Source organism: Desulfocurvus thunnarius (genome assembly GCF_055390965.1).
Map to the genome: position 1 here is coordinate 3,165,746 of NZ_AP042411.1, position 25,678 is coordinate 3,191,423.

General features: G+C 72.6%; 22 protein-coding genes and 1 tRNA gene. 7 read left to right on the forward strand and 16 right to left on the reverse strand.

Annotation, left to right across the window (positions count from 1 at the left end; translation table 11 throughout):
* Positions 1-3: 3 nt before the first annotated feature.
* Positions 4-3,066 (forward strand): ATP-binding protein, encoded by a 3,063-nt coding sequence (locus ACZ5KV_RS13895; protein ID WP_464239887.1) that lies wholly within the window; start codon positions 4-6, stop codon positions 3,064-3,066.
* Here ACZ5KV_RS13895 and ACZ5KV_RS13900 read toward each other — a convergent pair.
* Complete coding sequence (locus ACZ5KV_RS13900) at positions 3,053-3,469, reverse strand: secondary thiamine-phosphate synthase enzyme YjbQ (RefSeq protein ID WP_464239888.1); 417 nt, start codon at positions 3,467-3,469, stop codon at positions 3,053-3,055. The two genes, ACZ5KV_RS13895 and ACZ5KV_RS13900, sit on opposite strands and share 14 nt — an antisense overlap.
* Before the next feature lie 238 nt (positions 3,470-3,707).
* Here ACZ5KV_RS13900 and ACZ5KV_RS13905 point away from each other — a divergent pair, with 238 nt between their 5' ends.
* On the forward strand, positions 3,708-4,664 hold the full coding sequence (locus ACZ5KV_RS13905) for a PAS domain-containing protein (protein ID WP_464239889.1): 957 nt from the start codon (positions 3,708-3,710) through the stop codon (positions 4,662-4,664).
* Here ACZ5KV_RS13905 and ACZ5KV_RS13910 read toward each other — a convergent pair.
* The 5 genes from ACZ5KV_RS13910 to ACZ5KV_RS13930 all read right to left on the reverse strand — a co-directional run bounded on the left by ACZ5KV_RS13910 (position 4,636) and on the right by ACZ5KV_RS13930 (position 10,786).
* Positions 4,636-5,292, reverse strand: a complete 657-nt coding sequence (locus ACZ5KV_RS13910; protein WP_464239890.1) for a hypothetical protein — start codon at positions 5,290-5,292, stop codon at positions 4,636-4,638. The genes ACZ5KV_RS13905 and ACZ5KV_RS13910 overlap by 29 nt on opposite strands.
* Positions 5,293-5,371: 79 nt before the next feature.
* A complete protein-coding gene (locus ACZ5KV_RS13915; protein ID WP_464239891.1) occupies positions 5,372-6,283 on the reverse strand; it encodes a zinc dependent phospholipase C family protein in 912 nt (303 codons plus the stop codon).
* Positions 6,284-6,381: 98 nt separating this feature from the next.
* Entirely contained in the window at positions 6,382-7,740 is a 1,359-nt protein-coding gene (locus ACZ5KV_RS13920) for a sensor histidine kinase (RefSeq protein WP_464239892.1), read from the reverse strand.
* Positions 7,741-7,832: 92 nt separating this feature from the next.
* Complete coding sequence (locus tag ACZ5KV_RS13925; protein ID WP_464239893.1) at positions 7,833-9,392, reverse strand: sialidase family protein; 1,560 nt, start codon at positions 9,390-9,392, stop codon at positions 7,833-7,835.
* Positions 9,393-9,400: 8 nt separating this feature from the next.
* On the reverse strand, positions 9,401-10,786 hold the full coding sequence (locus tag ACZ5KV_RS13930) for an ATP-dependent 6-phosphofructokinase (protein ID WP_464239894.1): 1,386 nt from the start codon (positions 10,784-10,786) through the stop codon (positions 9,401-9,403).
* A gap of 204 nt (positions 10,787-10,990) precedes the next feature.
* On the opposite strand from ACZ5KV_RS13930, the gene cbiM reads away from it, so the two are divergent.
* Positions 10,991-11,617: a cobalt transporter CbiM gene (gene cbiM / locus ACZ5KV_RS13935; RefSeq protein WP_464239895.1), complete on the forward strand. Its 627-nt coding sequence runs from the start codon at positions 10,991-10,993 to the stop codon at positions 11,615-11,617.
* Positions 11,618-11,718: 101 nt separating this feature from the next.
* Here cbiM and ilvN read toward each other — a convergent pair whose 3' ends face one another.
* Together ilvN and ilvB are read right to left on the reverse strand one after the other, a co-directional pair.
* Positions 11,719-12,042 carry an acetolactate synthase small subunit gene (gene ilvN / locus ACZ5KV_RS13940; RefSeq protein ID WP_464239896.1) on the reverse strand — a complete coding sequence of 108 codons (324 nt, stop codon included), beginning with the start codon at positions 12,040-12,042 and terminating at the stop codon, positions 11,719-11,721.
* Entirely contained in the window at positions 12,029-13,714 is a 1,686-nt protein-coding gene (gene ilvB / locus ACZ5KV_RS13945) for an acetolactate synthase large subunit (protein ID WP_464239897.1), read from the reverse strand. Before ilvB ends, ilvN begins: the two co-directional genes overlap by 14 nt.
* Before the next feature lie 495 nt (positions 13,715-14,209).
* Here ilvB and ACZ5KV_RS13950 point away from each other — a divergent pair, with 495 nt between their 5' ends.
* The gene (locus ACZ5KV_RS13950) at positions 14,210-16,615 is read left to right on the forward strand and encodes an SLC13 family permease (RefSeq protein WP_464239898.1); all 2,406 of its coding nucleotides are present in this window, start codon (positions 14,210-14,212) and stop codon (positions 16,613-16,615) included.
* A gap of 105 nt (positions 16,616-16,720) precedes the next feature.
* Here the strand turns inward: ACZ5KV_RS13950 and ACZ5KV_RS13955 are convergent, their stop codons facing one another.
* A complete protein-coding gene (locus tag ACZ5KV_RS13955) occupies positions 16,721-18,982 on the reverse strand; it encodes a thioredoxin domain-containing protein (RefSeq protein ID WP_464239899.1) in 2,262 nt (753 codons plus the stop codon).
* A 263-nt stretch (positions 18,983-19,245) separates the two neighbouring features.
* On the opposite strand from ACZ5KV_RS13955, the gene ACZ5KV_RS13960 reads away from it, so the two are divergent.
* On the forward strand, positions 19,246-19,533 hold the full coding sequence (locus ACZ5KV_RS13960; protein WP_464239900.1) for a hypothetical protein: 288 nt from the start codon (positions 19,246-19,248) through the stop codon (positions 19,531-19,533).
* 99 nt (positions 19,534-19,632) lie between these two features.
* Here the strand turns inward: ACZ5KV_RS13960 and ACZ5KV_RS13965 are convergent, their stop codons facing one another.
* The gene (locus ACZ5KV_RS13965) at positions 19,633-19,902 is read right to left on the reverse strand and encodes a hypothetical protein (protein ID WP_464239901.1); all 270 of its coding nucleotides are present in this window, start codon (positions 19,900-19,902) and stop codon (positions 19,633-19,635) included.
* Between the two features lie 216 nt (positions 19,903-20,118).
* Positions 20,119-20,334: a hypothetical protein gene (locus ACZ5KV_RS13970; RefSeq protein ID WP_464239902.1), complete on the reverse strand. Its 216-nt coding sequence runs from the start codon at positions 20,332-20,334 to the stop codon at positions 20,119-20,121.
* A 463-nt stretch (positions 20,335-20,797) separates the two neighbouring features.
* On the opposite strand from ACZ5KV_RS13970, the gene ACZ5KV_RS13975 reads away from it, so the two are divergent.
* On the forward strand, positions 20,798-20,977 hold the full coding sequence (locus tag ACZ5KV_RS13975) for a ferredoxin (protein ID WP_464239903.1): 180 nt from the start codon (positions 20,798-20,800) through the stop codon (positions 20,975-20,977).
* 86 nt (positions 20,978-21,063) lie between these two features.
* Here the strand turns inward: ACZ5KV_RS13975 and ACZ5KV_RS13980 are convergent, their stop codons facing one another.
* The 5 genes from ACZ5KV_RS13980 to ACZ5KV_RS14000 all read right to left on the reverse strand — a co-directional run bounded on the left by ACZ5KV_RS13980 (position 21,064) and on the right by ACZ5KV_RS14000 (position 24,436).
* Positions 21,064-22,212 carry an ATP-binding protein gene (locus ACZ5KV_RS13980; RefSeq protein WP_464239904.1) on the reverse strand — a complete coding sequence of 383 codons (1,149 nt, stop codon included), beginning with the start codon at positions 22,210-22,212 and terminating at the stop codon, positions 21,064-21,066.
* A 111-nt stretch (positions 22,213-22,323) separates the two neighbouring features.
* Positions 22,324-22,542 (reverse strand): hypothetical protein, encoded by a 219-nt coding sequence (locus ACZ5KV_RS13985; RefSeq protein ID WP_464239905.1) that lies wholly within the window; start codon positions 22,540-22,542, stop codon positions 22,324-22,326.
* A gap of 68 nt (positions 22,543-22,610) precedes the next feature.
* Positions 22,611-23,441: a tetratricopeptide repeat protein gene (locus ACZ5KV_RS13990; protein WP_464239906.1), complete on the reverse strand. Its 831-nt coding sequence runs from the start codon at positions 23,439-23,441 to the stop codon at positions 22,611-22,613.
* 138 nt (positions 23,442-23,579) lie between these two features.
* Complete coding sequence (locus ACZ5KV_RS13995) at positions 23,580-24,068, reverse strand: hypothetical protein (RefSeq protein ID WP_464239907.1); 489 nt, start codon at positions 24,066-24,068, stop codon at positions 23,580-23,582.
* Positions 24,069-24,359: 291 nt separating this feature from the next.
* Positions 24,360-24,436, reverse strand: a tRNA-Arg gene (locus ACZ5KV_RS14000).
* 298 nt (positions 24,437-24,734) lie between these two features.
* On the opposite strand from ACZ5KV_RS14000, the gene ACZ5KV_RS14005 reads away from it, so the two are divergent.
* Positions 24,735-25,478, forward strand: coding sequence for a phosphoadenosine phosphosulfate reductase family protein (locus tag ACZ5KV_RS14005; RefSeq protein ID WP_464239908.1), 744 nt, complete (start codon positions 24,735-24,737; stop codon positions 25,476-25,478).
* The last annotated feature ends 200 nt before the right edge of the window (positions 25,479-25,678 follow it).

Consider the following 25,678-nt stretch of genomic DNA (forward strand, 5'->3'; position numbering starts at 1 on the left):
GCCATGCGGTCGCTCAAAGGACGTTTCCTGCTCGCCGTTCTGGCCGTGGCCGCCCTGGTCATGGCCCTGCTCGGCCTGTCGGCGGACATGATCGTCTCCTCGCTGCTGCAACGCAACCAGGCCGCCGTGCTCGGCGAGGTCATGGCCCGGGTGACCGAGAACCTGGCCCTGCGCAACCGCATGAACCTCGCGGCCTTCCGGCGGCTGGCGGGCAGCCCGGAGGTGGCCGACTACGCCACCGGCTTTGCGGAGCACCGCGTGGCCCGGCTGTTCGACTCCGAGGCCGGAACCTTCGCCCTGATGGCCTACACCGACCCCTCGGGGGTGGAGGAGGTCAAGGTGGGGCGCGACGGCGTGCGCCCCGAGATGGACGACATCGCCGCCACGGCCCTGTTCGGCGAGGCTTTGGGGCAGCCCGGGCAGGTGCTGGTCCGCCCGCGCGGCCTCGGGGCCGGGGTGTTGCCCCCGGGCCTCTACTACTCCCTGGCCCGCCACGATCCCTTCGACAGGTTCACGGGGCTGCTTTACGCCATGGTCCCGGTGGACGAATTCTGCGCCAGCCTGGGGACCATGAACCTGGCCCTGCCCGGCACCCTGACCATCACCGCCGCCGACGGCACGCCCCTGCACAGCGTGGCCCTGGGCTCCAAGCTGCTGCCCGCCCACGTCCTGGCGGACCTGTTCGCCACCCGCGTGGAGGAACTGCCGCATCTGCCCTGGGTGCGCCAGGCCGGGCGCGGCCTGCGGCTGGCCAGCCGGGGTGGCCAGGAGCTCGTGGTGCTCGAGGACCACGTGCCCGGGCTGGACTGGCACTGCACGCTGTGGATTCCCCGCGAGGCCTATCTGGCGCCCCTGGCCGCCCTGCACCGGCAGGTGGTCTGGGTGGGGCTGGCCACCCTGGCGGTGGCGACTCTGGTGACCTTCCTGCTGGCACGCTGGATCGACCGCCAGGTGCGGCCCCTGGAGCGGGCCCTGGCCCGCGTCGCCGCCGGGGATTTCAGCGCCCGCGTCCAGGGTGCGCCCCGGGCGGAGTTCGGCCTGCTGGCGCGCGGCTACAACGACATGCTGGACACTCTGGAGCGTTACGAGGGCAGCCTTGTGGCCGCCAACCGCTACCACGCTGAATTGATCGCCCAGATGGACGAAGGGCTGCTGGTGCTCGACGGCGCGGACCGTGTGACCCTGGCCAACCCGGCGGCCTGCCGCATCCTGGGCTGCGCGGCCGACGCCCTGCTGGACCGCACCCTGGGCGAGGCCCTGGCGGCCTGTCGCGCCGTGTCCGGCCCGGGGTTGCCCGTGGAGCGCGATTTCCGGGACCTGGAACTGGGACGCACGGCCGAAGACGGCACGCGGGAGTGGCTCTCCCTGTCCTGCACGCGGCTCAAGGCCGCGGACGGCATGCCTCAGGGCGCCCTGTGCCTGCTGCGCGACATCACCCGGTCCAAGCTGGCCGAACAGGCCCTGCGCCTGTCGGCGCGCCGCTTTTGCGAAATGGCCGATCATCTGCCCACGCCCATCCTGGAGGCCGGGCCGGACCTGGGCGTGCTCTATGTGAACCAGGCCGGGCGCGAGGCCTTCGGTTTCGGCCCCGGGCCCCTGCTGCCCCCGCCGGATCTGCGGACCCTGGTGACTCCGGGCAGCCGGGCCCTGTTCGATTCGGCCGTGCGGCTGACGGCCTCGGGCCTGCCCTCGGGGCCGTGGGAGCTGGTCATGCGCCGCCGGGACGGCGGGGAACTGACCTGCCTGGCCCATCTGGCCCCGGTGCAGGATCGCCCCGGGGAGACCGAAGGCCTGCGCCTGTCCCTCCACGACATCTCCGAGCGCAAACGCGCCGAGCGGGCCATCCTGGAGGCCAGGGACGCGGCCGAAGCCGCCAACCGCTCCAAAGGCGAGTTCGTGGCCACCATGAGCCATGAACTGCGCAGCCCGCTGCACGGCATCTACGCCACCTTGCAGTTGCTGGAGCGCTCCGGGCCGAACGCGCGGCAGGAGGCCCTGGTCCGGCGCGGGCTGGACACCTGCCGCAGCCTCGTGGACGTGGTCAACGACGTGCTCGACCTTTCGGGCCTGGAGGCCGGGGCCCTGCGCCCGCACGAGACGGAATTCGACCCGCGCGCCACGGCGGCGCTGGTGCTGGACAATTTCCGCCCGGCGGCGGAGGCGCACGGCCTGGAGCTTACGGCCGTGATCCACGACGGCGTGCCCGCGCGGGTGGTGGCCGACGAGGTGCGCCTGCGCCAGGTGCTCTTCAACCTCGTGGCCAACGCCGTGCGCTTCACCGCCCGGGGCGGGGTGCGCGTGGAACTGGCGCCGCTGCCGCATGAAAGGCCCGACGGACGGCGGCTGTTGTTGTGGACCGTGGCCGACACGGGCCGGGGCATCCCCGACGACCGGCAGAACGCGGTGTTCGAGGCCTTCACCCAGGTGGCGGCCCCCCGGACCGGGGACGGCCGGGGCTCGGGCCTGGGGCTGGGCATCGTGCGCCGTCTGGTGGGCCTGTGGGGCGGCACCCTGACCCTGGACAGCGAGGCCGGTGCGGGCACCGCGGTGCTGTTCACCCTGCCCGCCGGAGTGCCCGGGGCCGAACGGCAGGCAGGGGCCGCCGCTTCCGGTGCCGCCCCGCCCGCCGCTCCCGGCGCCGCCCCGGCGCGGCCCCTGCGCGTGCTGGTGGTCGACGACGAGCCCCTGAACACCGTGACCATCCAGCTTTTCCTGGAGGGCATGGGCCACAGCGCCGTCTGCGCGGCCAGCGGCGACGAGGCCCTGGCCCTGCTGGCGGGCGAGGGCTTCGACTGCGTGCTCATGGACGTGCAGCTCCCCGGCCGCGACGGCCTGGACACCACCCGCGACATCCGCTCGGGCGGCCTGCCCGGGGTGGACACGGCCATCCCCGTGGTGGCCATGACCGCCCACGCCCTGCCCGGCGACCGCGAACGCATCCTGGCCGCCGGAATGGACGGCTACATCGCCAAACCGGCCTCCCTCAAGGAGCTCGAAGCCCTGCTGCGCAAGGTCGCGGGTCCGGCGTCCGGTCCGGCGTTCGGGCCCGGACCTATTCCCCGATGATCTTGACCAGCACGCGCTTTTTGCGCCGCCCGTCGAACTCGCCGTAGAAGATGCGCTCCCAGGTGCCGAAGTCCAGGCGCCCGCCGCTGACGGCCACCACCACCTCGCGGCCCATGATCTGACGTTTCATGTGCGCGTCGGCGTTGTCCTCGCCGACGTTGTGGCGGTAGCCGGACACGGGCTCGTGGGGCGCCAGGCGCTCCAGCCAGGCCTCGTAGTCGTGGTGCAGGCCGGATTCGTCGTCGTTGATGAACACACTGGCGGTGATGTGCATGGCGTTGACCAGGCACAGGCCCTCGTGGATGCCCGACTCGGCCAGGCAGCGCTCCACGTCGGGGGTGATGTTCACGAAGGCCCGGCGAGTGGGCACCTGGAACCAGAGTTCCTTGCGGTAGGATTTCATGACGTTCTCCTGTGGTCCTGGACCCCGTGGGCCCGTGGCGGGGGAGCCCGCCACGGGCGGGCGCGGCCCCGTGCGGCTCCGGCGGCGCCGGTTTTCCCGTGTCCGGGGCTTTCCCCGAAGGCGGGGCCTGGGGTATGGTGGAGCGGGTTTTGACCCGCGTCAAGGCGAAGCGGTGCCGCGCGGGCCACGCTCCCGAAACGGACACAACCCACAGCCCCGCGGGGCGAGGAGGAGGCACATGGATCAGGTCAGACGCTGGGATACGTTTCTGGTGGAGGAGCATGAGCTCATCGAGCGGGCCATGGCCGTGCTGCGGGCCAACCTGGAGCGCGTGCGCACCCTGGGCCACGACCCGGTGCAGACCCGCCGGGCCCTGGATTTCCTGCTCGAATTCGGCGACCGCATCCACAACGCCAAGGAGGAGGAATACCTCTTTCCGCTGCTGGAACAGCGCGGCATCCCCGTGCAGGGCGGCCCGCTGGGCGTGATGCTCGCCGAGCACGAGGCCGAGCGCGAGCTGCTGGGGCGCATGGCCCGCGAGGTGGGCGGGCTGCCCTCGGCCCCGGCGGGCGAGCGGGAGCGCTTCGTGCGCGAGGGCCAGGACTATTTGCGCATCCGCGCCGAGCACATCTGGAAGGAGAACGACGTGCTCTACCCCATGGGCCGCAAGGTCATGCAGGAGCGCGACGGCGTGGGCCTGCTGGCAGCCTTCGAGCGCCTGGACCTTCAGACCTACGGCCCCGGCGCGCGGGAGAACTACGCGCGCATGGTCGCCGAGATCGAGGACGCCGGGGTGCGCCGCTCCCTGGCCGCGCGGCTCACCCCCGCCCAGATCCACGGCATCCTCGAAACCCTGCCCGTGGAGGTGACCTTCGTGGACGCCGAGGACACGGTGGCCTATTTCAACCGCCTGGACCGGACCAAGATCTTCCCGCGCACCCGGTCGGTCATCGGGCGCAAGGTCGAGAAATGCCACCCCGAGGGCAGCGTGCACGTGGTCCGCGAGATCGTGCAGAGCATGCGCGACGGCACGCGGGACACGGCCGAATTCTGGATCGACTTCATGGGCCGCAAGGTGCACATCCGCTACTTCGCCGTGCGCGGGGACGACGGCGCCTACCTCGGCGTGCTGGAGGTGACCCAGGACGTGACGGACATCATGGCCCTCACGGGCCAGAAGCGCCTTCTGGACTGAATCCGCCGCCGCCGCGGCGCTGCGGGCCCCGCGTCCTTTCGGGCGCGGGGCCTTGTCGCGTCCGCTGGCGGCTTCGGGCCCGCGGAGCCTTGCCGGGCAGGAACGAGCCGCGCAGGAAGCGCGGGTGAAAGAAGCACAGCGGGTTGCGGGCCACGGCGTCGGGCAGCAGGTGGTACCAGCGGTAGCCCAGGGCGCGGAAGAAGCGTCGGGCGCGGCGGCCGTGCCCGGCCTCGTGGGCGGCTTGCAGGGCCGCGTCGCGCTGGCAGCGCGAACCGGCCACCAGGGTGAAGACCCGGCGGTTCCAGCCGTGGCGCGCGAGCATGGCCTTGATGCGCCGGTATTCGCGGAAGCGCGAGAAGCCGTCCAGCAGGGCGACGCAGGCCAGACCCAGCCACCCCGCTGCCAGGGCGGCGCAGGCGGCGGCCGCTCGGTGGCTGCCGTCGTCCAGGTGGCTCAGGGCGGCCAGGGCCAGGGTCAGGCAGACCCCCGCCGAGGCCAGGGCCGTGGCGTGGGGCAGGGGCGAGGCGCGCAGGTAGCGCAGGGGCAGGGGCGGCGCGCCGGGGGCGCCGGGGGCGCCGGAGGCGGATGTCGTGGCCGGTGCGTGCGGTCGGGGGCCGGGGGCTGGCATGGCTGTCGTGTCCTCGGAAACGGCGGCAATGGCGGCAATGGCGGCGATTGTGCGATTGCGGCGGCAGGCTTGCGGGGCGTCAGCCCGCGCGGCGCAGGGGGATTTCCGTATTGCCCTGCCTGTCGTGCAGCCGGGGCAGGCTCGCCAGTTGCCCGGGCAGGGGGAACAGTCCGCCCGGGGCCCGGCCCGTGCGGCGCCCGGGGCGGCCGCCCAGGCGGCGCAGCCCGGCGGCCCGGCCCAGCGGCGCGCTGCCGATGGGGTCCAGCTCCATGACCGGCGACTCCCCGGGCCGGGCCAGGAAGTCGCCCACGGCGTCCAGGGTCAGGGCGAACATGTCCTGGAAGTAGCGCAGCCCGCCCAGGCGCACCACGCGGTCGGCAACGTCCAGGGATTGATCCCACCGGCGGCGGCCGCACAGGGACAGATGGCCCTTGATGACCTGCTTCTTGAGCAGGAAGGGCCAGCGCCGCTTGCGCACCGTGGCCAGCAGGGCGGCGTCGGTGTCGTGCTGCGGGCTGGCGAACAGTTCGCGGGCCTGCCCGGTGTCCCAACTGACGCGGGCGTCGGCCTGCATCTCGATGTACACATGCCCCAGGCGGCCCCCGGCGGGCAGGCCGCAGAGCATTTCCGGCACGAAGTGGTTGTGGGCCACCGTGTCGGCGGCCAGGTGGGCGAGGTAGCCGTAGGCGTAGGAGCGGGTGCGCGCGTTGTCGGCCCGGGCCAGCAGACTGAGGCCCGTGGCCCAGTTGTGGCTGTGGCCGGGGCGCACGGTGCTGCCCTTGCCGATGAAGATGTCCGCCGCGAGGCTGCCGTAGAGGAAGGCCCCGGGGTGCAGGGACAGGATGCGCCCCACGTCCGGGGCCACGCAGTCGAGGTTGGCCAGGAACCAGTTGCCCACGGCCATGTGCACCCCCGGCCCCCAGGCGTGGGCCTGGGCGTCGGGCAGCAGCAGGAAGAGAAGCAGGGTGGCGGCGGCGATACAAAAGGGCATGGCGTGACCTGTGGAGAGGGGCCGGGATGGGCCTGACGGCCGGGTCCGGGCTCTCCCGCAAACAGCTTGGCGCCTGTGGCGTATCTTTCGATTCTGCCTCAAGGCCGGGGTGATGGCAAGGGGAACCCGTCGGTGTCGCGGCTCAGGGGCAGGCGCAGGATGGCCGTGGTTCCCGGGCCGCAGGAAAATTCCACGCTGCCGCGCAGTTGCAGGGCGACCAGATTGTGCAGCAGGCGCATGCCCGTGCCCTGCTCCGGTTCGCCCCCCGGCAGGCCGGGGCCGTCGTCGCGCACGCGCACCAGCAGTTCGCCGCCCTGGGCGCGCACGGTCACGCCCACGCGGGTGAGGCCTCCGCCGACGGTGTGCTTGAAGGCGTTGGTCAGCAGTTCGTTGAGGGCCAGGCCGCAGGGCACGGCGGTGTCCAGGTCCAGGAGCACCTCGTCCAGGTCGAAGTCCAGATCCACGGCGGCGGCGTCATAGAGCCGGGCGGTCTGCTCGGCCAGGGTCCGGGCGTAGGTCCCGAAGTCGATGTGGCCCCGGGAGGGGTCGGCGGAAAGCTGGGTGTGCACCAGGGCCATGCAGCCGATCTTGGCGTGCAGGTCCCGGCAGGCTTCGAGCACCTCGGGGTCCTTGTCCTTGATGCGGCTCTTGGCCAGTTCCACCAGCCCGGTGATGACCTGGAGGTTGTTCTTGACCCGGTGGTGCAGCTCGCGCAGCAGGATCTGGTTCTCCTCCAGGGAGCGCAGGGTGCGTGCTTCGGCCAGCTTGCGCGCGGTGATGTCGCGCACGGCGGTGGTCAGCCAGCGGGTGGCGGAGCCGGGCTCCCGGCGGGGCTGGGTGGCCAGGGCCAGCCAGAGCTCGCGCCCGTCCCTGGTGCGGACGCGCAACTCCGTGCGGCGCGGTTCCCCCGCCCCGGCGGCGGCCAGATGATTTTCCAGCAGGGGCCGGTCCTCGGGCAGGACGACGCGCCGCCACTGCTCGAAGGTCATGATGTCGTCCTTGGCGTAGCCGCTGTCGGAGTGCAGGGAGCCGGAAATCCAGTCCACGCGCAGGGAGCCGTCGGGCAGCACCTCGGCGTCGATGTTCAGGTCGGAGGTCATGGCGCTGATGGCCCGGTAGCGTTCCTTGATGCGCAGCAGCTCGCGCTCGTTGGCCCGGGTGGCGGCGACCACGGGCAGCCAGCGCCACAGGCCCCAGGCCAGCAGGCAGATGCCGCCCACAAAGCCGACCACCCGTTCCAGCAGATCCAGCAGGGGCGCGCCCGGGCCGGGCAGCAGGCCCGGCAGGCCGCGCAGGGTGTTCAGCACCGAGCCGAAAAGGATGAGGCCGAAACCGGCCACGAAGGCCCGCCAGCCCTGGGTGCCGCCCAGGCCGCGCCTGCCGCCCGCGTGCAGCAGGGTGGCCAGGATGGCCGCGAGGACCAGGGTGCGCAAAACGTCCAGAAGCAGGTCGGTCATGGGGCTCGGCGTGGCTGGAGTGTGTCCGGACAGGAAACGGCGCGAGGGAGCATATACGCACTTCGGCCCGGGGCGCAATGGTGGAAAAGTCCTCAGGGCGGGAAATCCGTCGCGTCGAAGCGTGTGGCGCGCACGTGGGCGCCGGTGCCGGGAGCGTAGTCCGGGGCCTGGGCTTCGGCGTGGTGGTAAACGCAGACGAACCGCCCCGGGCGGGGTTCGGCCCAGCCGGAGTAGCCGAAGTCCGGCCAGGCCACGCCCGGGGCGTCGGCCAGGCGCAGCACCTCGCGGCGGGCCCGTGCGTCCGGCTGGCCCTGGGCCGGGGTCCAGGCCCAGGCGTGGCCCGGGCCGCCGCCCAGGGGCCGGATGTCCTGATCCACGGCGCGCCACAGGCTGCGCCCGGCCGCGCCGGGCAGGGCCCCGAAGCAGACCGCCCGGCGGCGTACGTCGGCGGCGGGCAGAGCCACGGCCAGCCGGGGCGCGCCGTCCACCAGGGCCCGAACCTCGCCCGGGCGCCATTCCAGGCGGATGCGCGCCCAGGCGCCGGGAGCCAGGGCCGTGCGCGCCAGCACCTCGGAGGGGGCGCCGTGGGCCCCGCCCGATCCACCCGATTCGGGCGGCCCGAGCAGGGCCAGTTCCCCGGGCGTCACGCGCCACCAGCCGCCCAGGCGCAGGCCCGCCGCACCCTCCAGGCAGCGGACCTCGGCTTCCAGCGCCGCATGTTCGGCGTCGGGGTCCGTCAGCGGGTGCAGCAGCCAGGGCGCCGTGGCCGGGGGAGCCTCCAGCAGCAGCCCGGCGGCGGACAGGGGCGGCGGCGGCCCGGGGGCGTGGCTGGCCGGGCCCTGGGGTGCGAAGCCGCGCAGGGCTTCCTCGGGCCCCAGCCAGGCCGAGGTTCCCGGGCTCGGGCCGGTATCGCGGTAGGTTACCAGCAGGCGGCCGTCGGTCGTCAGTCCCGGGGTTGGGCGGTGGCCCAGCAGCGGCGTGGGTTCCGGGGCGCTCCAGGTCCGTCCGCCGTCGTCGCTGTGGCAGCGGCGGATGGGCTCGCCCACGTGGCTGTTTTCGCGCAGCAGGGCCAGCAGGCGCCCCGAGGGCAGGCGGACCATGGCCGCCTCGCACAGCACCAGCCGCCCCGGGCCCGCCAGTCGGCCCCTGGGCCGCCACGAACTTCCGGCGTCGCGGCTGGCGAAGACGATCTGCTCCGTGGGCCGTTGGCCGCTGGCGGGGTCTTCGGGGCCGTCCAGGTGGCGGTGGGCGGTGGTCAGCCAGGGGCCGCCGGGCAGGGGCAGAATGCGGTCGGGCACGCCGTGGGCCATGCCCGTGCCCCGGGCGGCGCTCCAGGTGCGGCCCGCGTCGCGGCTGGCGAACAGGGCGCCGTCGTCGTCCAGCGCGCAGACCAGCCCCGGGGCCGGGGCGGACAGGCGCGGGCAGTGGCCCGTGCCCCGGGCCACCTCGCGCGCCGGGCCCCAGGTGGCGCCGCCGTCGGCGCTTTCGCGGGCCAGCAGGGCGCGCCGGGTGGCCACGTGGCGGTCGGCCTCGCGGTAGACGCATAGCAGCCGCCCGCCGGGCAGGGCCAGCAGGTCGGGAAAACACAGGTACTGCCCGGGCCGGGCGTCCACCACGGCGTGGCGCGCGGCCAGGGCGGCGATGGATGCCACCCCGGGGCTCAGGACGCTCCGGCGCCCTGGTCGCAGCCCTTGGCGTAGGCCAGTTGCCCGGTGCTTTCCATCACCGCGCGCCAGTAGTCGGAGTCGATGTTCAGCCTGCGCCGCCCGGAGGTGACCAGGGTCAGGGGCAGGTGGATGTAATGCCCGCGCATTTTGCTGACCACCATGCCCGTGCGCCCGGACATGGCTGCGTGCACGGCGTGCTGGCCCAGGAAGCCGCAATACACGCGGTCGTTGGCGTTGGCGGGCACCGAGCGGATGATGTAGCTCGGGTCGATGAATTTCAGGGTGTGCTGCACGCCGCGTTCGTTCAGGTGCCGGGTCACGCGCTCGCGCAGGATGGAGCAGATGTCGCCGAGCTGCACGTTGCCCGAGGCGTCGGTGTGGCCCGAGGCGCGGCACAGGTCCTGCCCGGCGCCCTCGGCGACGACCACCACGGCGTGGTGGCGCGTGCGCAGGCGGCGCTCCAGGGCGGCCAGGAAGCCTTCGGGGCCGTCCAGGTCCAGCGGGGCCTCGGGCACGAGCACGAAGTTGACCTCCTTGAGGGCCAGGGTGGCCTGGGCGGCGATGAAGCCCGACTCGCGGCCCATGAGCTTGACCATGCCGATGCCGTTGTAAGCGCCGGTGGCCTCGGTGTGGGCGCATTGGATGGCCTGGGTGGCGGCCTCCACGGCGGTGTCGAACCCGAAGGACTGGAAGACGAAGCTGATGTCGTTGTCGATGGTCTTGGGGATGCCGATGACGGCGATGCGCGCCCCGCGCCGGGCGGCCTCCAGGTGGACCCTGTGGGCGGCCTTCATGGTCCCGTCGCCGCCGATGAAGAAGGCCACGGAAATGTTCATGCGTTCCAGGGCGTCCACGATTTCGTCCGGCGCCTGGGGCCCGCGCGAGGAGCCGAGCACCGTGCCGCCGAAGAGGTGGATGTCCGACACCGAGCCGGGTGTCAGCTCCCAGACGTTGTGACCGTACTTGGGGATGAAGCCCTCCAGGCCGAAGCGGATGCCCAGGGTGGCGGCCACGCGGTAGTTGTGGTGCGCGTCCATGACGATGGCCCGGATCACGTCGTTGATGCCGGGGCACAGGCCGCCGCAGGTGACGATGGCGCATTTGACCTTGGAGGGGTCGAAGTAGACCGTCCGGCGCGGCCCGGCCAGCTCGAATTCGCAGCGCCGGGTCTGGCCGCCGGGCAGGCCCAGTTCCTCGTCCAGATGCACGGCGGCGTGGGCGTCGTCGGCCACGAAGCGGCTGTAAGGCAGGGGCGAGGGCACCTTGGGCTCGCCCACGCGGGCGATGGCGGTGTCGAGATCCTTCCCGGGGGCGGCGGGGGCGCCGCCGGGGGCGGCTTTGGACGCGCGGGCCTTGGGAGCGGCCTTCCTGGTGGGCATGGCGGGTTCTCCTGTGCTGCCGGGCGCGGCGCGCGGCCCGGGTTCAGCATTCATGTACCAGAAACCCGGGCGGGGGCAAACCGCAATCCAGCGCCCCGCGGCGGGCCCGCGCACCCGGAATACAAGCCCGGTGACACGAAGGGCGTTTTCGTGTACGCCTGCCGCAGGCGCCGGGCGGCAGCCGCCCGGGCGCAAGGAGGCGCGATGCATATTTCCGAAGGCGTGCTGGCCCCGGCGGTGCTGGCGGGCGGCTGGGCCCTGGCGGCGGGAGGCACGGCCCTGGGCCTGCGGCGGCTGGACCACGACCGGCTCATGCCCGTGGCCATCCTTTCGGCGGCGTTTTTCGTCGCCTCGTTGATCCACGTGCCCGTGGGGCCTTCCAGCGCGCATCTGATCCTGAACGGCCTGCTGGGGGCCATGCTCGGGCTGGCGGCCTTCCCGGCCATTCTGGTGGCCCTCACGCTCCAGGCCGTGCTTTTCCAGTTCGGCGGGCTCACGGTGCTCGGGGTCAACACCTTCACTATGGCTTTTTCCGCCGCCGTGTGCGGCTGGGCCTTCCGCCCGCTCATGGCGCGCGGCGGGCAGGCGCGCTCCGTGGGGGCCTTTTTGTGCGGCGCCCTGGGCGTGGGGCTGGCCGGGCTGCTTACGGCCTGCGCCCTGGCCCTGTCCGGTGAAGGGTTCATGGCCGTGGCCGTGGCCCTGCTGCTGGCGCACCTGCCGATCATGCTCGTGGAGGGCGTGGTCACGCTGCTGACGGTTTCCTTCCTGGCCCGGGTGCGGCCCGAGGCGCTGCACTTCGCGCCCCCCGCGCCGACCCGGCCCCCGCGCTGACCCCGGCCCCCGGCCGCCCGGCGCCCCGAAACGCGCAGGCCCGCGCGGAGGATTCCTCCGCGCGGGCCTGCCGTTTCCGGGCCGGGGCATTCGCGGCGCGGTCAGCCCGCCACCAGCCGCCCCAGTTCCGCGAACACGGGGTGGTCGCCGCCGTGGCGGTCAACGCGGCGCACGTCCTCCAGCTTGCCCACCTGGGCGATCATCTGCTCCAGGCGGCGCTGGTCCTCCACCAGCAGCCAGATGCGGCTGACCGCGCCGTCGCCCACGGGCATGCAGGCGATGCCCTCCACGTTGTAGGCCCGGCGCGAGAACAGCCCGCAGACGTGGGACATGACGCCGGGGTGGTTGTTCACCGTCAGTTCGAGCACGACGTGCTGCATGGCTTTCTCCTTGGCGGGCAAGGCCGCGTGGTCAGGGATGAACATGGGCTGCGTCTCCGATCATTTCGCGGTTGGCGGCGCCTGGGGGCACCATGGGATACACGCCCTCGGCGGCGCGCACGGGCACGCGGATCAGGCACGGGCCGCGCTCGGCAAAGGCCATGGCCAGGGTCTGGGCCGGGGCCACGCCCGTGGACAGGTCGTAGGCGCGCATGCCGAAGCCTCGGGCGATGGCCGTGAAATCCGGGCGCATGCGGTAGTCCGAGCCGAAGATGCGCCCGCCGTAGAAGAGCTGCTGCTGCTGCTGCACCAGCCCCAGGGCGTTGTTGTCCAGCAGGATGATCTTGATGTTCGCGCCCTGTTCCACGGCGGTGGCCAGCTCCTGGATGTTCATGAGGATGCTGCCGTCGCCGCTGAAGCAGACCACGGGCAGATCGGGCCGGGCCAGGGCCGCGCCGATGGCCGCCGGCATGCCGAAACCCATGGTCCCCAGGCCGCCGGAGGTCAGCAGGCGGCCCGGGCGTGTGAAGGGGTAGGCCTGGGCGGTGCGCATCTGGTGCTGGCCCACGTCGGTGCAGATCACGGCGTCTTCCCCGGCCAGACGCGCGGCGTGCAGGATGACGCCGTAGGCGCTGGCGGGGTCGTCGGCCTGGGGCGGCTCGAAGCCGTGGCTCCTGCGCAGTTGGGTCACGCGTTCGGCCCAGGGGGCACGTTTGCGGCGGTCCACCAGGGGCAGCAGGGCGTCCAGGGCCTGGGCCGCGTCGGCGGTGATGCCGACCTCGGGGGTGCGCAGCTTGTCCATTTCGCCGGGGTCGATGTCGATATGCACCACGCTGGCCTGGGGGCAGAACTGGTCGAGCTTGCCCGTGGCGCGGTCGTCGAAGCGCACGCCCACGGCGATGAGCAGGTCGCATTCCTCAAGCAGGATGTTGGTGTAGGGCGCGGCGTGCATGCCGAGCATGCCCAGGCACAGCGGGTGCGCCGAGGGCAGGGTGCCCAGGCCCATGAGCGTCATGGCCGCCGGGATGGTTGCGCCCTCGGCCAGGGCGCGGGCGGCCTGGGCCGCGCCGGAGCGCGCCGCGCCGCCGCCCAGGTAGAGCAGCGGGCGCCGGGCGCCGTTGATGAGCGCGGCGGCGCGCAGGATGGCGTCCATGTCCAGCCCGGGCAGGGGGTCGGGGCGGCCCGGGGCGGGCCAGTCCTCGAAGTGGGCGATCCGGGTCTGCACGTCTTTGGGGATGTCCACCAGCACGGGGCCGGGGCGGCCCGAGGCGGCGATGCGGAAAGCGGCGGGGATGACCGTCAGCAGTTCCTCTGCGGAGCGGACCAGGAAGTTGTGTTTGGTCACCGGCAGGCTCATGCCGTAGATGTCCACTTCCTGGAAGGCGTCGGTGCCGATCATGGAGCTGGGCACCTGGCCGGTGATGCAGATGAGCGGCACGGAGTCCAGCCGGGCGTCGGCCAGGGCGGTCAGGGTGTTGGTGGCGCCGGGGCCCGAGGTGGCCAGGAAGACCTGGGGCAGCCCGGTGACGCGGGCCATGCCCTGGGCGATGAAGCCCGCGCCCTGCTCGTGGCGCGCAAGCACGTGGCGGATGACGGTGCTTCTGGACAGGGCGTCGTACAGCGGCAGGTTCGCGCCGCCGGGGATGCCGGGAAGGGTTCGGATGCCTTGCCGTTCCAGAAGCCGGACGACGATTTCGGCTCCGCTCGCACGTTCCATGGGACCAGCCTCCTTGGGTTGCCCGGGTGCGGTCGGGCGGAGGCCGCCGGGGCTGGACCGCCCCGACGAAAAACCCCCGCCGACCTGCGCCGACGGGGGTTGCAATGCAATTTTATGAAAAAGCGAACCCTACAGCGCAACGGCGTTGCGACGACGTACGACGACCAGCGCTACGACGACCAACGCCTTGGCGGCGAGGAGCAGTAGGGCGAGTCGGGTGGGCGTCATCGTGACGGGCCTCGGGGGTTCGGGTTGCGGCGCCCGGCGGGCGCCTGTTCCGAGAAGCGTTACACCCGGGCGCCCGGCCCGTCAAGGGGGGCGGCGCAGACATTTTGGATGACCCCGGGCGCGCGGTGGCGTATAGAGGGAAATGCCGCCCCTCGCGGGCGGCGCGGCCCCGCGCGAGGCTGCGGACCATGACGACCCGCGGTCGTCATCAACCACGTCATGAAAGGCCGTCCGGCGCGCGGGCGGCCTTTGAACGGAGAATCCGGAGTGCTGCAACTCTTCCTGCTGGCGGGCATCACCCTGGCGGCCCTGGTGCTGTTCGTCGGCGGCTGGCTGGCTGTGGACCTTGTGGGCCTGCTCGTTTTCTCGGCCCTGGCGCTGACCGGGCTCGTGGGCCCCGAGGACGCCCTGGCCGGGTTCAGCAGCCCGGCGGTGATCACCGTGCTGGCCATGTTCATCCTCTCCGCCGGGCTGTCGCGCACGGGCGTGGCCTACCGGCTGGGCAAGCCGCTGCAACGCTTCGCCCGGAGCCCCGAATGGCTGCTCATCGTGGTGCTCATGGCCGCGGCCAGCATCTTTTCGGCGCTCATCAACACGACGACGGTGGCCGTGATCCTGCTGCCAGCGACGATGGACCTTGCCCGGCGCAGCGGGCGGCCGCCCTCGCGCCTGCTGCTGCCCATGGCCCTGGGCTGCCTGCTGGGCGGCCCCTTCACGGGCATCTCCACCCCGCCGAACATCCTGGTGACCGACGCCCTGCGCAACGCGGGCCTCACGCCCTTTGCGATTTTCGACTTCACGCCCATCACCGGGGCCATCGTCCTGGCGGGTATCGTGTTCGTCATTCTGGCGGGGCGGCGGCTTCTGCCCTCGGCGGCCCGTGGGCAGGTGGCGGCCTCGGGCGGCACCGAGGCCAACTACCAGTTCGACGCCCACGTGTTTTCCCTGGGCATCCGCACCGGCTCGCCCCTGGCGGGCCGCACTCTGGTCGAAACCCGCCTGGGCTCGGCCCTGCAACTGACCGTGGTCGCCCTGCGCCGGGGCGAGGATCTGCATTTGGCCCCCCGGCCCGACGAGCGCCTCCAGGAGGGCGATGTGCTCGTGGTCCACGGGCCGGTGGAGCGCTTCAGGCACTTCCACGGCAGCAAGCACCTGCGCGCCACCCCGGGGCACGTGGCCGAGGGGTTGGCCGAGCGGCTGCTGCTGGTGGCCCGGGGCGTGGTCGGCGAGGGCTCGGCCCTGGCGGGCCAGTCCCTGGCCGAAAGCTCCCTGCGCCGCGAGCACCGGGTTCATGTGCTGGCGCTGGACCCGGCCCAAGAGCCGGACGTACCGGGCGCGCCGGGCGCGGCCCCTGGTCCGGCTCCTGTTCTGACTCCTGGTTCGGCGGGGAAGGACATGGCCCACCGGCCCCTGGCCGTGGGCGACGCCCTGACCCTGCTGGCCGAGCCCTCCGCCCTGGCCGAGGTCGCCCGCCTGGGCCTGCTGGCGGGGCTGGAAACGCCCGCCCGGGCCCGGGGGGAGCACGCCCCGGCCGTGCCCGTCACCGGGCCGTTCATGTCCCTGCATGTGCCGCCCGAGTCGGCGCTGGTGGGCGTGAGTCTGGCCGACAGCCACCTGGGCAACAAGTTCGGGCTGACGGTGGTCGGCATCTATCGCGACGAGGCGTTGCACTGCATGCCCGAGCCCGGCGAGGTCGTCCAGGGCGACGACGTGCTCGTGCTGCACGGCTCGGGGCGCGATTTCGACGTGCTGCGCAGCCTTCAGGACCTGGCGCCCATGCCCACGCCGCCCAGCCTGGCCGCCGAGTTGGAGTCCCAACGCATCGGGGCCACGGAGATTCTGCTTTCTCCGCGCACGACGCTGACGGGCAAGACCCTGGCCGATCTGCGCTTCCGCGAGCGCTACGGGCTGAGCGTGCTGGCTCTGTGGCGCGGGGGCAAGGCCCTGCGCACGGGCCTTCAGGAGCTGCCCTTGCAGTTCGGCGACGCCATGCTCGTCTACGGTTCGCGCAAGAGCCTGGAGGCCGTCTCGCGCGATGCGGACTTCCTGGTGCTGGACCAGGAGGCCGCCCAGGCCCCGCGCCTGGAAAAGGCGCCCCTGGCGGCGGTCATCATGCTGGCCGTGATCCTCTCGGCCATCCTGGGGCTCGCGCCCATCGCCATCACGGCCCTGGCGGGCTCGGCGCTGATGGTCCTGTTCCGCTGCCTGAGCATGGAGGAGGCCTACCGGGCCATCGAGTGGAAGGTCATCTTCCTCATCGCCTGCATGCTGCCCCTGGGCGTGGCCGTGGAGCACACCGGGGCCGCACGCATGGGCGCGGAGGTGCTCATCGCCACGGTGGGCGGCCTGGGTCCGCGCTGGGTGGTGGCGGCGCTGTTCCTGGTCACCGTGCTGGGCACGCAGGTCATCCCCACGGCGGCCCTGGTGGTGCTCATGGCCCCCGTGGCCCTCAGCGCGGCGACGGACCTGGGCATCTCGCCCCATCTGCTGATGATGACCGTGGCCATGGCCGCCTCGGCCAGCTTCGCCAGCCCCCTGTCCCACCCCGCGCACCTGCTGGTCATGGGCCCGGGCGGCTATCGCTTCACGGACTACCTGCGCGTGGGCATCCCGCTGACGGTGGTCGTCATGGCCGTCAGCGTCTGGCTGCTGCCCATCCTCTGGCCCGCGTAAGGCGGGGGCCCGCGGAAGAGCGGGGCACGCCGAGAAAGAACAAGACCTCCCCGCCAGCCCAGGCTGGCGGGGAGGTCTTTGTTTGCGCGGCTGGGTGGCCGGAGGTCAGAAGGGCAGGCCCGCCGGGTCCGTGACCGGGGGGGCGCAGGTTTGGTCGCGGCAGATGTGGGCCGTGGCCTTGCCGTCGCGCATGGTCATGTCTTTCGTAAACGGCGCAAGGGCCGCGAGGCGCTCGGCGGCGTGCGCGTCCGCCGGGTTTTTGAGCAGGACCAGGGTGTCCGGCGGGGCCTGGGTGCGGATGGCGGCGAGCAGGGCCTCGGTGTCCGCTGCGCCGGGGGTTCCGACCACGACCACGTCCGGGCCCGGAGCCAGCCAGCGGAGCAGGCCGCACAGGAAGTGGGCATGGGCCGAGGGGTTTTCGGCGAGGTTGCCCGCAAAGGCCGCCAGCAGGGCCTCGGCGCGGCGGGTGTGCGTCGGGTCGCCCGTGAGCCGCCCCAGGGTCAGCAGGTTCTCCAGGGCCAGGGAGTTGGCCGAGGGGTGTGGGCCGTCGTAGACCTCCTTGGGCCGCGCGGGCAGGCCCGCGTCCTGCCCGGCGGTGAGGAAATAGCCGCTGCCCGTGGGCGTGGTGTTTTCCGTACCGGTCGTCCCCGGAGGGTCCTGTGCCTCCGGCGTCTTCTGTGTGGCCTCCGGCGTTTCGGCATTTTCGGGGGTGCCTTCGCCCTGGGGCGCCGGGGGCGTTGCACCCGGCGTTTCCGGCGCAGTGCCCGTCGCCTCCGCCGCGCCGGGTGCCGCCGGGTCCCAGAAGTCGCGGTCCATGCGCCGTTGCAGGTCCAGTGCCCGGGCCAGTCGCCCGGGGTCGTGGTCCGCCGCGTAAAGTTCCAGCAGGGCGCCGACCAGGGCCGCGTAGTCGTCGGCCGTGCCGGGCACGGCGGCCCGCCCGTCGCACCACGAATGCCACAGCCCGCCGCCTGGGCGGACCATGGCCGTGAGCACGAAATCCGCCGCGCGCCCGGCGGCGGCCAGCAGGTCCGGGCGGTCCAGCAGGCGCGCGGCGCGTGCCAGGGCGGCGATCATCCGCCCGTTCCAGTCGGCCAGAATCTTGGTGTCTTTCCCGGGGTGGGGGCGGAGGTCGCGCGCGGCCAGCAGCCGGGGGCGGATGCCCTCCCAGCGGGCCTGCTCGGCGGCGGACAGGGGCTGGCGCAGATGAAGGATATTGGCTCCCGTGGGCTGGCCCGTGGCCTCGTCGCGGTAGTTGCCCCCGGCCTGCATCCCGAAGCGCGTGGTCACGAAGGCGCCGTCGTCGGGCCCCAGCAGGTCCATGATTTCGGCGGTGGTCCAGACGTAGTGGGCGCCCTCGCCGTGGCCGCCCTTGCCGTCGGGGCTGTCGGCGTCCTCGGCGCTGTGGAAGCCTCCGCCCGGCGCCGTGAGCACGCGGAGCACATAGTCGCAGGTCTCCTGCGCCGTGCGCGCGAAAAGCGGCTCGCCCGTGGCCGCGAAGGCGTCCAGGCAGGCCAGGGCCAGCCCGGCCTGATCGCAGAGCATCTTCTCGAAGTGCGGCAGGAGCCATTTTTCGTCGGTGCTGTAGCGGAAGAAGCCCAGGCCCACGTGGTCGAACATGCCGCCCAGGCGCATGGCCGCGAGGGTGTGCCGGGCCATGTGGCGCGGGGCGGCCTGCCCGCCGCGCCGGGCCTCGGCCAGCAGGAAGGCCGGAATGTGCGGCGCCGGAAACTTGGGGCCGGAGCCGAAGCCGCCGAAGCGCTGGTCGTAGCGCGCGGTCAGTTCGCGCACGGCCTGCTCCGCCACCTGCGCGCCGGGCAGGGCGCCGCCCCTGGCCGCCCCCGCGTAGTAGCCCGCCAGATGTTCGGCGACCTGGGCGGCGGCCTTGGCCAGGGTCGTGCGGTCCTCGCGCCACAGGCGGCCGATGTGCAGGGCCATTTCCATGAGCCCCGGCTGCCCCGGGCGGCCCGGCACGGCGCGCGGGGGCAGGTAGGTCGCGCTGAAGAAGGGCTGCCCGTCCGGCGTGGCGAAGATGGTCAGCGGCCAGCCGCCGCGCCCGGTGGTCATCTGGCAGGCGGTCATGAACACGGCGTCCACGTCCGGGCGTTCCTCGCGGTCCACTTTCACACAGACGAAGTGCGCGTTGAGGGCGGCGGCGACCTCGGCGTTTTCAAAGGATTCGCGCTCCATGACGTGGCACCAGTGGCAGGCCGAGTAGCCGATGGAGATGAACAGGGGCCGGTCGGCCTCGCGGGCGGCGGCCAGGGCGGCTTCGCCCCAGGGGCGCCAGTGCACGGGGTTGTGCGCGTGTTGCAGCAGGTAGGGGCTTTTTTCGGCGGCCAGCAGGTTGGCGGCGGGGGGCTGGGGCATGGGCGGCTCCTTGGCGGCGATTGTCCGGCGGCGCGAGGGCTCAGGAGGCGCGGGGCGCCGCGCGGCTCGCCGTGGTTCTTACAGGGCTTGGGGGCGCGGCGTCCAGCCCCGGGGCAATCCGGCGCGCGGTGTTGCGGCCGCGCTTCGGGGGACAATGGTTTTGACGCGCCCCCGGCGGCAGCGTATGGGGGGAGAGCGGGGCACCGTGCCCCGCGCCCGGCGGCCCCGGAGCAGGGGCCGCGTCACCCCCCAAGAGAGGACATATGAGCGAGGAAATCGCGGACCTGGGTTCCATGGACGCGGAGGAACTGCTGGGGCGCATGGAGGGCGGCATCTACGCCCTGCTGAATTCGTCCGAGGATTACGCCGACCTGTTCCGGGTCGCCGCCGCCCTGGGCATCAAGGATTTCGTCACCGCCAAACTCGGTCACCTGGACAGGGACCGGCTGATGATTCTCTTCGAGGACGGCGAGCAGGTGCTGTCGCTGTTCATCCGCCACGCCGTGGAAAAGGGCCTGCTGGAGCCCGGGGACGACGAAGAGGAAGAGTAGCCCCGGCACGGACCCCGCCGGGCCGGACGCCCGCAGCGGCCCGGCCCGGGCGGCGCATCGGCGCGCAGCCGCGCGCGGTTCCGCGCGACCCCGCGCGGCCTAGTCGTCCTCGGACCCCCAGGTGTAGCCCAGCTCGTGCATGCAACGGCGCACGCGGACCTGGATTTCCTCGTCGTCGCGGGCCACGGGCGCGTAGGTGCCGTCGGCGCGCAACTCGTGCCGGGCCTCCCAGGCGCAGTTCTCCTCGTCCACGGCCCAGGCCGAGGGGTGGGTGCCCTTCTTGGACCAGCCCTGGGACGGGCCGCAGGCGGCCAGCAGGCAGGCGGCCAGCAGGAGCCCCAGGGCTCCCAGGGTGCGGGTGCGGTTCATGGCGCCTCCATCGGGTTGGCGGTGTCGGTGCGGCCCTGCCGGGCCCTGCCTGGGGTGTGCCACACCCGGGCCGCCAGGTCAAAGCCCGGCGGCGGCTTCGTCGCCCGCGCGCAGGGTTCGCCCCGACCCGGCGCGGCCAAAGGAAAGCCCCGTCCCCACGCAACGCGGGGGGCGGGGCCTTGCCGTCCAAGGCGCCCGGTTCGGCGGGCGGCGGCGTTAGATCGACGTGTCGAGCACGGTCCCGGTGCCGCTGTAGGCGGCGCCGAGCACGCTGGTCTGGAAGTCGTAGTCCGCATTGAAACCGGAGGACGACGACGAGTTCGAATTCATGTAATCCAAGGTCTTGCTGACCACCTGGGCGCCGAATTCCTGCCTGCTCATGCCCGTGCTGATGGTCGTCGCGGACATGTCCGAGCTGATGCTGAAATCCATAGGCCTCCCCTCCTTGTCGCCTGCCGAAAAAAAACGCCTTGTCCCTGCTTTATCGGCAGGCCTTGAGAGAACTTTAGGGGCTTCGGTCAAAAAAATTCGCACAAAGGGTGCCGCCGGGGGCGGGAGGGGGCCGCGCCCGGCGGGCCCCGGCCGGGGTGTTCGAGGTGTGGCGGGTTTGGGGGGGGGCCGCAGGCGCCCCGCCCCGGGCGCCCCGGAATGCGGCCGGGGTTACAGGGGGGGGCGCCGGAAGCGCGGCGTCCCTGCGTCCGGTGTGCGGCAGGCCGGGGCGGGTGGTCTTCCCGCCATGCGGGGCTCCCGCGTCGCGCCGCCCGGGCGCAAACCCCTCGCGGCGGGGCGAAAATACCCTCCGCCCTGTCGGTATCGTTGAAAAAGCCCTGGAAAAAGCGGGCCGGATGGGCTATAGGCCTGGGAAGCCTTTCAACCCAATACGGAGGTCCGAGAAATGGGTATTGTCATCAGCGACGAGTGCATGGGCTGCGAATCCTGCGTCGAACTGTGCCCCGATGTCTTCGAGATGAACGCCGACGGGAACATGGCGACCTGCAAGGACCCCGACAGCACTCTGGACTGCGTGCAGGAAGCCATCGACGCCTGCCCCGCCGAGGCCATTTCCAGGGAGTGACCCTCCCCCGGCACGTCACCATCACCGGAGGGACCGGCCCATGCGCGGGCTGGTCCCTCTCTTTTTGCGCGCCGCGCCGGGCGGCCTCAGGGTGCCGTGAGCACGCGGGGAATGTCCACGTGGAAGGTCGTGCCCCCAGCCTCGGTGGAGGTGAAGGCCACGCTGCCGCCCAGGTGGTTCTGGGCCAGCAGCAGCATGCTGAAGGTGCCCAGGCCCCGGTCCTGGCCCTTGGAGGAGAAGGAGCGGCGGAAGATCTGGCGCTGGATGCGCTTGGGGATGCAGCCCTGGTTGTGCACGAAAAAGCGCACCCGCTCGCCCTCGGAGCGGCACCACGCGCGCACGCAGCCCCCGGCGGGCGTGGCCTCCAGGGCGTTTTTCAGCATGTTGCCCAACACGCGGCCCAGCAGGGCCTGATCCGTGACCAGGGCCAGGGCCTCGCTGTCTTCGGGCACGACGATGGAGCGGCCCTCGGCCCGGGGGTGCAGGGTGTACTGCCCGGCCAGGGCGTCCAGCAACTCGTCGGAGCGCACCGGGCCCGGGCGGGCCACCAGTTCCTGGCTTTCGGCGGCCAGCAGGATCTTTTGGCTCTGGATTTCGTCCACGAGGTTGCTCAGGGTGCGCAGCAACAGGCCCAACTCGTGGTGCAGCTCGCCCTGGGTCTGCTCGTGGAGCAACTCCACCAGCCCGGTGGCGTTGCCCGCGCTGTTGATGATGTCGTGGAAGAAGATGCGCTCCAGGTAGCGGCGGCGCTTGGCGTGGCTCACGTCGTGGATGGTGAAGATGGTCAGCGGGCGGCCCAGGGCGGCGTAGGGCTCGGCGTGGACGAGCAGGTCCAGGGCCGTGACCTCGCCGCCGGCCTCGCGCAGCATGTTGCACTCGCGGGTGGCGGCCAGGCCGCGGATGCTGGACAGGATGGCGCCCACGGCGCCGCATTCGCGGCAGAATTCGGTGGTGCCGCAGCCGCCGGGGGTCTTGCGGGCGTGGACGCAGTCGAACAGCTCTCCGGGGCGCAGGCCCAGGGAGCGGTCGGCCCCGGAGCGGTCCAGGTAGAGCCACAGGGAGCGGTTGCCGTGCACGAGCTGGCGGCAATCGTTGAGCACCAGCACCGGCGAGGGCATGGCGTCCAGAACCTCGGGAGCCGGGGAGCTCTCGAACAGGCGGGCGTCGGCGAGGATGTCCTCCTCGGGCGAACGCTCGGCGGGGGCAAAGGCCGTGGGCAGGGGAGTGGCGGTCATGGCGTGCCTGCTGGTCCGATTCTTCGGGTATTTGCCGGGCGGCGGGTGGCGCCGGAGCCCAGGCTCCACGTTTTCCGGGTCGAAGGCAAGGTCAAAATCGGCCCGCGGCTCTCAGCGGCCCTGGGTCATGAGGCGCACGGCGAGTTCGTGGTCCTCGGGGTAGCGCAGGCCCTGGGCGCCGACGATGAACCCCGGGCGCAGGGCGTCGGAGCGCGGGTCGTCCAGGGTCATGATGACCCAGGCGCCCGAGCCGTCGTCGCCGACGACCATGTCGCGGGCCTGTTCGCGGGCGAGGTTCTGGGCGCGGCGCAGGCTGGCCTTGAGGTCCATGGCGGGGCTCCGGGCGTTGGGGTGCGTGGGCGGGGCGTGTGCAGGGATACCCGCGCCCGGGGCGCGGGTCAACCCGTGCGGCGGACGATCTCGCGGGCCTCGTCGAGCCCGGGGTCGGCCTCCAGGGCCTTGCGGGCGTATTCGTAGGCCTTGTCGCGCTTGCGCCAGGCCATGTAGTGCCGCGCGAGGTTCAGGTAGGTCAGCGGGTGGCCGCCGAACTGGCGGATGGCCGCGAGGTAGACCTCCTCGGCCTTGCCCATTTCGCCCAGGCCCTGGTAGGCGCGGATGGCCAGGGTGTAGACCGTGTGGTCCCGGGGGTCGGCGCCGCGGGCGCGGGCCAGGATGTCGGCGGCTTCGGGCAGCAGGTCCTTGTCCAGCAGGCGCGAGCCGATGTCGGCCAACACCCCGGGCTCGTGGCCGAAGTCGTCCACCACCCGGCGCAGCCAGGCCTTGCCGCGCGGGTAGTTGCCCTCGTCCAGGGCCCGCTGGCCCCGCTCCATCCAGGTGGCCTTTTTTTCGGCCAGGGCCGCCAGGCGCCGGGCCTCGCGCTCGCGCTCCTTGGCGTCCATGCGCTCTTCGACGATTTCCAGCTTGGTGCGCACCATGTCCTCGCCGCCCGGAGCATAGGCCAGGAAGGGCCGGGCGCGGATCTTGATGCCGTGCATGAAGGCGATGACGCCGGGGTTGGTGTTGAAATTGTCGCAGAACTCGATGCACAGGAATTCCAGCTCGTGCTTGTGCTGGCCCACGAGCTGGGCGCAGTCCGGCTTGGCCGAAAAGGCGACGGCGGCGGCCTGCACGGCCTTGCGGTATTCCTTGCGGCGCAGGTAGCCGTTGGCCCGGGCCAGGTTGCGCTTCACGCGGTGGTAGGGCGAGTCGAGGCTTGGTCCGGGTCCCATGCGGGTGCGCTCCAGTCCGGTCCGGAATGTGACGGCCAGATGACGGTCTGGAAAATAATGGCATGAAACCGTGTTTGAATCAAGGCTCTTGCGCCAGGGAACTACTGGTTCGAGGCCGCGTTCGGACCTGCGGCGGCCCTAGCCGCGCGGAAAGAGCGGCGGAGCCAGGGGGGCGGCGGGCAGGGGTGCGGCCAGGGCCGGGGCCGCCTGCCGGAGGCGCGTCCCGGCGGGCGGCTGGGCCCAGGCGGCGGTGAGCGCCTCGGCCATGGCCCGCAGCTCGGCGCGGGTCGGGTACCAGAACAACGGGTCGCGGCTGAATTTGTCGTAGACCGGCTCGGGCGCGGCGCCGGGCCCCAGCGGGCAGGCCGGAGCCACCAGCACGGCGGACAGGTGCCACGTCGCGGCCAGCCCGGCGTCGTCGAAATACACGCGCATGCATTGCAGCCCGGCCAGGCGCGGCGCGCGCCCGGGGCTCAGGGTCAGCAGCGCCCGGGCGGCCTGTGCCGGGCGTCCGGCGCGGAAGGGGTGCGGCCCCCGGCGCAGGAGCAGTTCGTCCCATACGGCCGCGGGCACACACAGCGGGCTGCCCGTGGGGCCGATGACGATGGTCTTGCATTGCAGGCTCATGGCGGCTCACCTGCCGGTTGCGGGTTGCTCGGGCGCGCGTGGGAGCGGAGGCGGAGCCGGGGAGGGGAACGGGCGAAGGAGGATGCGCGAGTTTTCCTTGTTAGCAGCTTCGGCGCCCCGGCGCAACCCCGGGCGGGAAATGCGGCGAAAAGGCGGGCGGCACCGCCGAGAGAGGGCGGCGGGGGCGAAAGGGCGGCAAACCGGGGGAAGGCGGCGGGCCGGGGAGGGTGCGCACCAAAGGAAAAAGGGATTTCAGTCGGCTTGCGCCATCTGAAATCCCCGTTTCTTTTGTGGTGGGCCCGGCAGGATTCGAACCTGCGACCTACTGGTTCGTAGCCAGGCACTCTATCCGACTGAGCTACGAGCCCACGCTGTCGAGAGGTCGGTTTTTAGGCTCCTTTGCCGTGGGCGTCAAGGAGGAATTTTCATCGGGCCGCATTTTTTTTGCCGGGCAGGGGAGATTCTGGAAGGCTGGGACCACGGGAGGGGCATCCGGCCGTGTGTTCCGGGCCGTGCATCCCAGGCCGGGGGCCATGGTCGGGGCCGGCGACGTGGGCCCGGGGGCGGGCGAGACGGGCCGCCCGCCCCGGCGTTGCCATGGGGCCGGGCCTGGGGTATCCGGACCCTGCGCCGTTTTCAGCGGCGCAAGGAGCGTGAGCGGACCCCATGAACGGACAGACGAGCGAATCGCGCGCCCTGCTGGCGGCCCTGCCGCCCCTGGCCCCGGGCGGGCCCGTGCTGGAGGACCGCCTGGAGGCGGCCCGGGCCTTTTTGCGCGCTGCGGCCCTGGCCGCCGGGCCGCGGCGCGTGGCCGTTGCCTGGACCGGCGGCAAGGACTCGACCCTGGCCCTGTGGCTGTGGCGCGAGGTGCTGGCCGAGGTCGCCCCCGGAGTGCGCCCCCGGGCCGTGAACCTGGACACGGGCTGCAAGTTCCCCCAGGTGCTGGCCCTGCGCGACGCCCTGGCCCGCCGGTGGAGCGTGGACCTGCACGTGGCCCGGCCGGAGGTCGACCTGGACGCCTACCCCGTGGCCGCGGACAAGGTGGCCTGCTGCCGCGACCTGAAGGCCCGGCCCCTGGCGGCGGCGGTGGAGGCCCTGAGCCTTGCCGTGCTCGTCACCGGCGTGCGCGCCGACGAACACCCGGCCCGCGCCGCGCGCCCGGCTGCCGAGGCTCACGCCGACCCGCCCCACCTGCGGCTCGCGCCCCTGTGGCACTTCAGCGAGTTCGACGTTTGGGCCGCCACCCTGGACCTCGGGTTGCCCTTTTGCTCCCTCTACGGCCAGGGCTACCGCTCCCTGGGCTGCATGCCCTGCACGGCCCTGCCGGACCCCGGCGCCGGGGAGCGCTCGGGCCGCGACCAGGACAAGGAACGGCACATGGAGACCCTGCGCAGCCTGGGCTATTTCTAGCGCCGCGCCTGTGCCGCGCCCGTGTCGTGCTTGGCTCCGGCGCGTCGCCTTCCGGCGCCAACGGGCTGGAAGGGGAAAAACTCGTCCGCATGACGGCTGCCCGTGCTTCGGGCGCGGAGCGGCAGGCGCCGGGGATTTTCCCGCCCGGCAGGCGCCGCTTGCAGGGTGCCCGCCCCGCGTGGCTCTTCGCCGTGTTTTTC